Source organism: Roseateles sp. P5_E11, from assembly GCF_054049355.1.
Window position 1 is genome coordinate 1 of record NZ_JBFUMO010000198.1, and the last position, 9,579, is coordinate 9,579.

Sequence of the window (9,579 nt, forward strand, 5' to 3'; positions counted from 1 at the left end):
GAGCCCCTCGTCCAAGGAGTACCTTGGCCGGTCCCCCGAGGGGACGGCGATGCTTGCGGCATCGAGCCGCAAGCACATCGCCAAAGCGGGCCGGCTWGGGAGCGGCCCGGCGCTCGGCCCGAAACGCTCCGGTGTCATTGCATGACTCTACGGGTCGCAGTCGGCCAGCACTCCGAGGCCGGCGTCAAGCCGCTGAACCAGGACTTCCACGGCGCAGCCCTGCCGACCGACGCACAGCGCCGCTCGCGGGGCATTGCGCTGGCGATTGCCGACGGCATCAGCAGCAGCCCCGTCAGCCAGATCGCCAGCGCGGCGGCGGTGCGCGGCTTCCTGGAGGACTACTACGGCACCTCCGAGGCCTGGACAGTACGCCGCGCCGCCCAATGCGTGCTGGCCGCCACCAACGGCTGGCTGCACGCCCAGACGCAGCTCGGCGAAGGCCGCTTCGACAAGGACCGCGGCCATGTCTGCACCTTCAGCGCCCTGGTCTTCAAGGGCCGCGAGGTGCACCTGCTGCATGTGGGCGACACGCGCGCCTACCGCATCCATCCCACCGCGCTGGAGCAGCTGAGCCACGACCACCGCGTGCGCCTGGACGGCGGCCAGACCTATCTGGGCCGGGCACTGGGCATCAGCCCGCATCTCGAGATCGACCACGCCTGCTGGCCCACCGAGGTCGGCGAGACCTATCTGCTGGCCACCGACGGCGCCTACGAGCACCTGGACCCGGCGCTCGTCGTCAGCACCGTCAGCCGCCACGGCGCCGACCTGCAGGCCGCCGCCCAGGCCCTCGTGGCCGCGGCGCTGGCGCGGGGCAGCCAGGACAACGCCACCGTCATGCTGGCGCGCGTTGAATCCCTGCCCGATCAGCTCGCGCCGCCCGTGCAGCGGGAGCGCCTGCGCCTGCCGCCACGGTTGGCCCCGCGCATGGAGTTCGAGGGCTAYCGCGTCATTCGCGAGCTCTATGCGAGCGCAAGGAGCCAGGTCGTGCTGGCCGTCGATGCCCAGGAGCGCGAATGGGCGCTCAAGCTGCCCTCCGCCGAGATGGGCACCGACAGCCGGGCCCTGGACCGCTTCGCGATCGAGGAGTGGGTGGCGCGGCGCGTCGACAGCCCGCACGTCATCAAGGCCGCGCCGGCCGAGAAGCGGCGTGAGCACCTCTTCACCGCGATGGAGTTCATCACCGGCCAGACCCTGGCCCAGTGGATGACCGATCACCCGAAGCCTGGGCTCGACGAGGTGCGCCAGCTCGTCGACCAGATCGCCCGTGGCCTGCAAGCCCTGCATCGCAAGGAAATGCTGCACCAGGACCTGCGGCCCGAGAACCTGATGATCGACCGCCAGGRCACTGTCATCCTCATCGACCTCGCCTCGGCCCATGTGGCGGGCCTGAACGAGGGCCTGGGCGATGCGCGCGCCACCGACATCGCCGGCAGCCTGCAGTACACCGCGCCGGAATACTTCACCGGCGACGGCGGCACGCAGGTGTCCGAGCTGTTCTCGCTGGCCGTGCTGGCCTACCAGATGCTGACCGGCGCCCTGCCCTACGGCCTGCAGGTGCCCCAGGTGCGTGGCCCCCGTGACCTGCACAAGCTGCAATACGTGCCGCTGCGCACCCGGCGCCCCGACCTGCCCGACTGGCTGGACCGCGTGCTGCGCAAGGCCTTGCATCCCCAACCCTCACGGCGTCAGCAGGCACTGTCAGAGCTGGCGCATGACCTTTATGCGCCCGGCCCCGAGTTCRTGAGCCGGGACCGCACGCCGCTGCAGCAGCGCCATCCGCTGCTGTTCTGGCGCGTGCTGACGCTGGTTTTCGGCCTGGCGACGCTGGTGTTGCTGGGATTAAGGCTGAGCGGCAGCTGACCCCCAACCGAGGGAAGGACCGGTGCTCCTGCCCGGTGAATGTGTTTCAGAATGTGCTCATTCCGCAGCACGCGCCGAAAGTGTGTGCGCCGCAGGTTGGCGGTAGGAGCGTGGAGGGGCTTGAATGGGCAGTACGCCGTGGTTTCTGGAGAGCGTGGCCGCCGATGGATCGCGCGTCACGCATCGCATCGACCGGTTGCCGTTCAGCGTGGGTCGCGATGCCGGCAATGACCTGACCATCGAGGCGCAGGGGCTGTCTCGACGGCATGCCGAACTGCAGGCCGACGAGGCGGGCGGCCTGCTGGTGGTCGACCTGGGCAGCACCAACGGCACTTTCGTGAACCACGAGCGCCTGGTGGGCCCGCGGCAGCTGGCACCGAACGACATCATCCATTTCTGCACCGCCGAGTTCCGCCTGACCCACGACGAGACGCTTGCTGCGGCCACCGTGGCGGGCCCGCTGCCCATGCGCACGATGGTGGTCTCACCGGGCATGAACCCCCTCAGCCAGAACTTCGTGCGCCTGGAGGCGCAGTTCCTGGAGTTCCTGGCCGGCCGAGGCCTGACGGCAGCGGCGCAACCCATCGTCGACGCGCGCACGGGCGGGCTGTTCGCCTACGAGCTACTGGGCCGCTGCACGCACCCTGAGCTGCCCGGCTCGCCGATGCACCTGTTCCGGATGGCCGCCACGCTGCGGCGCGAGGCCGAGTTGAGCGAAGCGTTCCGCTCCCATGGCGTAGCGGCGCTGGCGCCCAAAGCGCAGGGGATGCGCGTCTTCGTCAACGCCCATCCGAGCGAGACCTTCTCGGAAGAGTTCTTCCAGGCCCTGCAGGGGCTGCTGGCCCTGCCCACGCGGCCACAGCTGGTGGTGGAGGTGCACGAAAGCGCTGTGGTCGAAGTCGACCGCATGCGCGAGCTGGCCGAGCGCCTGAACGGCATCGGCGTGGAGTTCGCCTACGACGACTTCGGCGCCGGCCAGGCACGGCTGAACGAGCTGGCCGAGGTGCCGGCGCACTTCGTCAAGTTCGACATGGGCATCGTGCGCAACCTGCATGAGGCCAGCGAGCGCAAGCAACGCATGGTGCGCGACCTGGTGCGCATGGTGCTGGAGCTGGGCTCGGTGCCCTTGGCCGAAGGCGTCGAACAGGAGGCCGAGGCCCAGGTCTGCCGTGAGATGGGCTTTCGCCTGATCCAGGGCTATCTGACCGGCAGGCCGATCATGGTGGACACGCTGTAGCGGCTCCCCGGCAGACCGGGGAGCGGCGTTTCTCAAACGTCCAGGCCCAGCTCCTGGATCTTGCGTGTGATGGTATTGCGGCCGATGCCGAGCTTCTGGGCGGCCTCGATGCGGCGGCCGCGCGTGATGTCCAGCGCCGTCAGGATGAGCTGTGCCTCGAACTTCTTCGTCAGCGCATCCCACACGTCAGGTTCACCCGCTAGCAGCCTTGCGCGCGCATCGGCAGCCATGTCGGCCAGCCAACCTTCGCCGCTGCTGGTGCTGGCCGGCGCGGCGGCCGGCAGGGGCGCAGCGGCACTGGACTGCGCAGCCGGCACGCTTGTCATGGCCGTCGTGGAAGGCGCCGGGACATAGCCGGGCTGCACCTCGTCCGGCAGGTCCTTGGGCTCGACGGTCTGGCTGGGCGCCATGACGCTGAGCCAGTGACAGATGTTCTCCAGCTGGCGCACATTGCCAGGGAAGTCGAAATTGGTCAGCACGACGAGGGCGGCGTCAGACAGGCGCTTGGCCTCGACACCCAGCTCGGTCGCACTGCGCTGCAGGAAATGACGGGCCAGCGAGGGCACGTCCTCGCGGCGCTCGCGCAGCGGCGGCAGGCGCAGGCGGATGACGTTGAGGCGGTGGAACAGGTCCTCGCGGAACACGCCCTGGCGAACACGGTCTTCCAGGTTCTGGTGTGTGGCGGCGATGACGCGCACATTGCTGCGCATCGGGCTGTGCCCACCGACGCGGTAGAACTGGCCATCAGACAGCACACGCAACAGGCGCGTCTGCAGCTCGAAGGGCATGTCGCCGATTTCGTCGAGGAAGAGCGTGCCGCCGTCGGCCTGCTCGAAGCGGCCGCGCCGCGAGGCCTGGGCACCGGTGAAGGCGCCGCGCTCGTGGCCGAAGAGCTCGCTTTCCAGCAGGTCCTTCGGGATGGCCGCGGTGTTGATGGCAACGAAGGGGCCTTCGCCACGCGGGCTGTGCTTGTGCAGCGCGCGGGCGACCAGTTCCTTGCCCGAGCCGCTCTCGCCCGTGATCATGACGGTGACGTTGCTCTGCGACAGGCGGCCGATGGCGCGGAAGACGTCCTGCATGGCCGGCGCCTGGCCCAGCATCTCGGGCACCTGCGCGGCGGCCTCCTGCTCGCCGGCCTCGCGCTGGCTCTCTTCCTGGGCGCGGCGGATCAGCTCCACGGCGCGCGGCAGGTCGAAGGGCTTGGGCAGGTATTCAAACGCGCCGCCTTGGAAGGCCGATACGGCACTGTCCAGGTCGGAGTAGGCCGTCATGATGATGACGGGCAGCGCCGGCAGCCGCGCCTTGACCTTGGCCAGCAGTTCCAGGCCCGAGCCGCCGGGCATGCGGATGTCAGACACCAGCACTTGCGGACTGTCGTCGTCGAGAGCAGCGAGCATGTCGCGCGCATTGCTGAAGCTGCGCACCGGCAGCCCCTCGCGGGCCAGGGCCTTCTCGAGCACGAAGCGGATCGAGTGGTCGTCGTCAACAACCCAGATGGATTTCATGCGGTTCCTCAGCCCATCCTGTCGGCTTGTGGCGTCAAGGCAAGGGCAGCGTGATTCGGAAATTCGTCAGGCCCGGCTCGCTTTCGCAATCGATCATGCCCTGATGTTGCTGGGCGATCGTCTGCGCAAGCGTGAGTCCGAGTCCCGAGCCGCCCTCCCGCCCTGAGACCAGGGGAAAGAAGATGCGATCCCGGATCTCGGCGGGGACGCCGGGACCGTTGTCCTCAATATGCAATTCCAATGCCAAGCGCCAGCGCTGCTTGCCGATGGTCACCTGCCGGGCCACCCGCGTGCGCAAAACGATCTGGGCGTCGCCGGCCGCGATGCGCGAACCCAGCACCTGCGCGGCGTTCTGCACGATGTTCAACACCATCTGGATCAGTTGCTCGCGGTCGCCGCGGAAGTCAGGCAGCGAGGTGTCGTAGTCGCGGTGAATGACCAGGCCCTTGGGATGCTCGATGAGCACCAGCGCGCGCACCCGCTCGCAGATCTCGTGGATGTTGGCATCACCGACGACCTGGGCGCGGCGATGCGGGGCCAGCAGGCGGTCGACCAGGCTTTGCAGGCGGTCCACCTCATGCACGATGACCTGGGTGTATTCGGTCAGCTCGGGATTGCCGTCTTGCAGCTCCAGCGCCAGCAGTTGCGCTGCACCGCGGATGCCCCCCAGCGGGTTCTTGATCTCGTGAGCGAGGTTGCGGGTCAGCTCCTTGGTGGCCTGGACCTGGTCGAGGCTGCGCTCGTCACGGTCCTGGCGCGCCTGCTGGGCAATCTCGATGAGCTCCACCAGCACGCGCGGCACGTCGTCGTCGCCCGCATCCATCTGCGACACGATGACATGCACGGGCAGCCCATCCTCGTGGGCCCAGGAGCCGCGGCGCAGCAAGGCGTCGAAGCGGCTGCTGGAGTAGTGGTTGGCAGCAACGCCGGCCAGGGTCTCGGTGAGGCGCTGGGCGTCATCGAACCAGTCGGGTAACTGGGCCTTCTGCACGCTGCGGCGCGACAGCCGCATGACGTTCTCGAAGGCGGCATTGGCGAACAGGCATTCGCCCTCCGCGCTGGTGACAACGACCATGGTCGCCAGCAAGTCCAGGCCGGCAAATTCCGCCGGCAGCAAAAAGGTATCGGTCATGGAGCGCCGGAGGCGCTCTGCGCCTCAGGGAAGTTTGGCGATTTCGCGCTTGAGCGCCTGGATGTCGGACTCGTGGCGGGCGATGCTGTCCTTGAGCTCGGCCATGCGGTCGAGGTACTTCTGGTAGTTGCGCTCGTCGCCGCGGCGCTCACCCTGGCCGTTGTTGAACTCGCGCTGCGCGGCCGCGAGGCGTTCTTCCGCCTGGCGCAGCTCGGTCTGCAGCACGCGGCGGCGCTCGTCGTCGCGCACGCGCTGCTGGCCGGCGTCGATGCGGCTTTCAGCACCGCGCGGCCCCTCGGCCACCGGTGCCGCCGAAGCGCTGGCGCGCGGCCTGGGTGCCTGCAAGACGGTGATCGGCGTGCCTTCGATCGTGCGGCAGCCTTTCTCGTTGGCTTCCTTCGCGCTCAAGGCATCGGTGTAGAGCACCGGCGGCCCGGGGCAGCGATAGACCGTGCCCTGGGCTTGCGCGCCCAGGCTGGCCAGGACGAACAACGGAGCCAGCAATCGATTCAGCATGGCGGGATTGTGGCTCAGCGTCGGCAACAAAAAAGGGGCCGCACCAGCGGCCCCCTTCCACGGGGATGACACAGGCAGCGCGCGTGCTGCCCATGGCCATCACAGCGCGTAGTACATGTCGAACTCGACCGGATGCGTGGCCATGCGGAAGCGCGTCACTTCCTGCATCTTCAGCTCGATGTAGGCATCGATGTAGCTGTCGGTGAACACGCCACCCTTGGTCAGGAAGGAGCGGCCCTTGTCCAGGTAGTCCAGCGCCTGGTCGAGGCTGTGGCAGACGGTCGGGATCTTCGCGTCTTCCTCGGGCGGCAGGTGGTACAGGTCCTTGGTGGCGGCTTCGCCCGGATGGATCTTGTTCTCCACGCCGTCCAGGCCGGCCATCAGCAGCGCGCTGAAGGCCAGGTAGGGGTTGGCGGAAGGATCCGGGAAGCGCGCTTCGATGCGGCGGCCCTTGGGGTTGGCGACGTAGGGGATGCGGATCGAGGCCGAGCGGTTCTTGGCCGAGTAGGCCAGCTTCACCGGGGCTTCGAAGCCGGGCACCAGACGCTTGTACGAGTTCGTACCGGGGTTGGTGATGGCGTTCAGSGCGCGGGCGTGCTTGATGATGCCGCCGATGTAGTACAGCGCGAATTCGCTCAGGCCGGCGTAACCGTCACCGGCGAACAGGTTCTTGCCRTCCTTCCAGAYGGACTGGTGAACGTGCATGCCGCTGCCGTTGTCGCCCACCAGGGGCTTGGGCATGAAGGTCGCGGTCTTGCCATAGGCATGGGCGACGTTCTGGATGATGTACTTCTGCAGCTGCAGCCAGTCGGCGCGCTGCACCAGCGAGCTGAACTTGGTGCCGATTTCCATCTGGCCCGCGTTCGCCACTTCGTGGTGATGCACCTCGACCGGAATGCCCATCTGCTCGAGGATCAGGCACATCTCCGAGCGCATGTCCTGGCCGCTGTCGACCGGGGGCACGGGGAAGTAGCCGCCCTTGACGGTGGGACGGTAGCCGGAGTTGCCGTGCTCGTATTCCTTGGAGGAGTTCCAGGCGCCTTCCTCGGACTCGATCTTGAAGAACGAGCCGGACATTTCATTGCCCCAGCGCACGCTGTCGAAGATGAAGAACTCGGGTTCCGGGCCGAAATAAGCCGTGTCGCCCAGGCCGGAGGCCTTGAGATAAGCCTCGGCGCGCTTGGCCAGCGAACGCGGGTCGCGCTCATAGGCCTTGCCGTCGGCGGGGTCGACGACGTCGCAGGACAGGATCAGCGTCGGCTCTTCGAAGAAGGGGTCGATGTTGGCAGTGTTCGGATCGGGCATGAGCAGCATGTCCGAGGCTTCGATGCCCTTCCAGCCGGCGATCGAGGAGCCGTCGAAGGCGTGGCCCGAAATGAACTTGTCTTCGTCGAAATGGGAGACCGGCACGGAGACGTGCTGCTCCTTGCCACGGGTATCGGTGAAGCGGAAGTCAACGAACTTGACTTCGTTTTCCTTGACGATGTTCATCACATCGGCGACGGTCTTGGCCATCAATAGCTCCTAGCGGGATCTGGACAGGGGTGGAATGCCGCCACCGACGCACACGCGCCAGCGGCCACGGGGGGATTTAAAGCAGGTTGCATGCCAGATGCACCGACATGGGTTGCTGCCCGGCATCGCCGGGGATTATGTGGCGGGGCCCGTGACAGCGCGAGAACTATCGCACCAGCTCGGTGCTGATGGTCGCACCAAACTGGATCACGCCCCGCTTCAGGGCGTCATAGGCGACGTCGAGGCTTTGCGCCTCCCCCTTCACTCCCAACTCGATACAGCGTCCCCATTGCGGATGGTCGACGCTCGGCAGGCTGAAGACCTTGATGCCGGCGAACTCGGCCTCGATGGTCTCCATCAGCGGCGTCAGGCTGGCCTCCATCGCGCCCTGCACGATCAGCGAGCGCTCGATGACGCCGGCCTGGCGATGCAATTGCGGGAAGCGGTCCAGCACCCAGGCCATCATCGGATGCGCCATGACCGGAAAACCCGGCACGAAGTGGACGTTGCCAACGAAGAAGCCGGGGATCTTGTTGAAGGGGTTGGGCACGATGCCGGCGCCTTCCGGGAAGACGCCCATCTCCAACCGGCGCAGAGTGTCGGGCTCGTCGGCCGTCACCGTCTTGCCCTGTTCGGCCGCCATCTGCTGGATGCGCTGCCAGATCAGCTCGCGCGCCTCGGGGTGCAGGGCCAGCGGCCGGCCTAGCGCCGCTGCGGCGGACTGGCGGGTGTGATCGTCGGGCGTCGCGCCAATGCCGCCACAGCTGATGATGAGGTCACCGCTCGCAAAAGCCTCGCGCAGCTTGCCGACAAGCTGCTCACGGTCATCGCCCAGGTATTGCGCCCAGGCGAGCTGCATGCCGCGCTGCCCCAGCAACTCGATGAACTTGGCCAGGTGCGAGTCCTGGCGTTTGCCCGAGAGGATCTCGTCGCCAATGATGATGAGACCCACTTGCATAGCTTCAGCTTTCGATGAGGACGGCAGATTCAGCCACCGGCTCCGCCGCCCGCCGCGCCTGCAGGGCGCCCAGCGCGTAATGGGTGAACCAGGCGGTCGAGAAGGCGAAGACCAAGGTGTACAGCCAGATCGCCAGCAGCACGACGAAGGGCGCAAAGATGACGGCGGCCACACCGGAAACGGCCCAGATCAGTGACGGCACTGCGCCGAGATAACCGCAGACCACGCCCATGGCCAGCATCGGGATGCGGTGCTCCTTCAGCAATGCGCGGCGCTCCTCGGCGGAGGCATGGTCCGCCAGCACGTCGAAGCCGAAGACACGGTAGGTCAGCCAGCCCCAGATCAACGGCGGCAGCACCATGACGAGGGGCGGGATCAGCCACAGCGGCATGGACARCAGGATGAGCACCAGCGCGATGACGGTGGCGCCCAGCGAGGCCGCGACGCTCTGCATCAGCGTGCCGCCGCGCTTCTTCTCCAGCAGCGGGAAGCGGCGCTGGGCGACGAGGCGGACGATGGCCGGCGTCATCAGCAGCGCGACCAGCAGCAGGCTCATCAGAATGACGACCGGCAGCACGCCAGCCAGCACGACGATGGCCGCCAACGCGCTGCGGAAGGCCTGCAGACCCCAGCTGTCCAGCCACTGCAGCAGGCTCTCGATGAGGCGCCAGCTCTCCAGCGTCGCGCGCACTGCGGCAATGGCGCCCTCCCAGAAGAAGAACATGAAGCCGAACACCAACACGCCACAGATGAGCAGCGGCAGCAACGACAGCCCGATAACGCGCGGATGCAGGCAGTAGGCGGCGGCGCGCCAGAAGGAGTCGACGAGGCTTTGCATCAAGCGGCTTTCCTG

8 protein-coding genes are annotated in these 9,579 nt (G+C 67.3%); 2 read left to right on the forward strand and 6 right to left on the reverse strand.

Going from position 1 to position 9,579, the window contains the following annotated elements:
* The first annotated feature begins 141 nt into the window (after window positions 1–141).
* Window positions 142–1,863 carry a protein kinase domain-containing protein gene (locus ACXJKR_RS15875; RefSeq protein ID WP_457323643.1) on the forward strand — a complete coding sequence of 574 codons (1,722 nt, stop codon included), beginning with the start codon at window positions 142–144 and terminating at the stop codon, window positions 1,861–1,863.
* 124 nt (window positions 1,864–1,987) lie between these two features.
* Entirely contained in the window at window positions 1,988–3,100 is a 1,113-nt protein-coding gene (locus ACXJKR_RS15880) for an EAL domain-containing protein (protein ID WP_056198377.1), read from the forward strand.
* Between the two features lie 32 nt (window positions 3,101–3,132).
* On the opposite strand, the gene ntrC is transcribed toward ACXJKR_RS15880, so the two are convergent.
* From ntrC to ACXJKR_RS15910, 6 genes are all read right to left on the reverse strand, one after another.
* Entirely contained in the window at window positions 3,133–4,605 is a 1,473-nt protein-coding gene (gene ntrC, locus ACXJKR_RS15885; protein WP_056198380.1) for a nitrogen regulation protein NR(I), read from the reverse strand.
* A 34-nt stretch (window positions 4,606–4,639) separates the two neighbouring features.
* Window positions 4,640–5,737 (reverse strand): nitrogen regulation protein NR(II), encoded by a 1,098-nt coding sequence (glnL, locus tag ACXJKR_RS15890; protein ID WP_056198384.1) that lies wholly within the window; start codon window positions 5,735–5,737, stop codon window positions 4,640–4,642.
* 24 nt (window positions 5,738–5,761) lie between these two features.
* Window positions 5,762–6,253, reverse strand: coding sequence for a hypothetical protein (locus ACXJKR_RS15895; RefSeq protein WP_056199659.1), 492 nt, complete (start codon window positions 6,251–6,253; stop codon window positions 5,762–5,764).
* Window positions 6,254–6,352: 99 nt separating this feature from the next.
* Window positions 6,353–7,768: a type I glutamate--ammonia ligase gene (glnA, locus tag ACXJKR_RS15900; RefSeq protein ID WP_457323644.1), complete on the reverse strand. Its 1,416-nt coding sequence runs from the start codon at window positions 7,766–7,768 to the stop codon at window positions 6,353–6,355.
* Between the two features lie 166 nt (window positions 7,769–7,934).
* Complete coding sequence (locus ACXJKR_RS15905; protein ID WP_457323645.1) at window positions 7,935–8,726, reverse strand: competence/damage-inducible protein A; 792 nt, start codon at window positions 8,724–8,726, stop codon at window positions 7,935–7,937.
* 4 nt (window positions 8,727–8,730) lie between these two features.
* A partial coding sequence (locus tag ACXJKR_RS15910; RefSeq protein ID WP_457323646.1) for an EI24 domain-containing protein occupies window positions 8,731–9,579 on the reverse strand: 849 nt, incomplete at its 5' end.

Bases quoted from the DNA above. Each gene is read 5' to 3' on its own strand.
- glnL (WP_056198384.1), bottom strand. From the start codon at position 5,737: ATGACCGATACCTTTTTGCTGCCGGCGGAATTTGCCGGCCTGGACTTG.
- ACXJKR_RS15880 (WP_056198377.1), top strand. From the start codon at position 1,988: ATGGGCAGTACGCCGTGGTTTCTGGAGAGCGTGGCCGCCGATGGATCG.
- ntrC (WP_056198380.1), bottom strand. From the start codon at position 4,605: ATGAAATCCATCTGGGTTGTTGACGACGACCACTCGATCCGCTTCGTG.
- ACXJKR_RS15895 (WP_056199659.1), bottom strand. From the start codon at position 6,253: ATGCTGAATCGATTGCTGGCTCCGTTGTTCGTCCTGGCCAGCCTGGGC.
- ACXJKR_RS15905 (WP_457323645.1), bottom strand. From the start codon at position 8,726: ATGCAAGTGGGTCTCATCATCATTGGCGACGAGATCCTCTCGGGCAAA.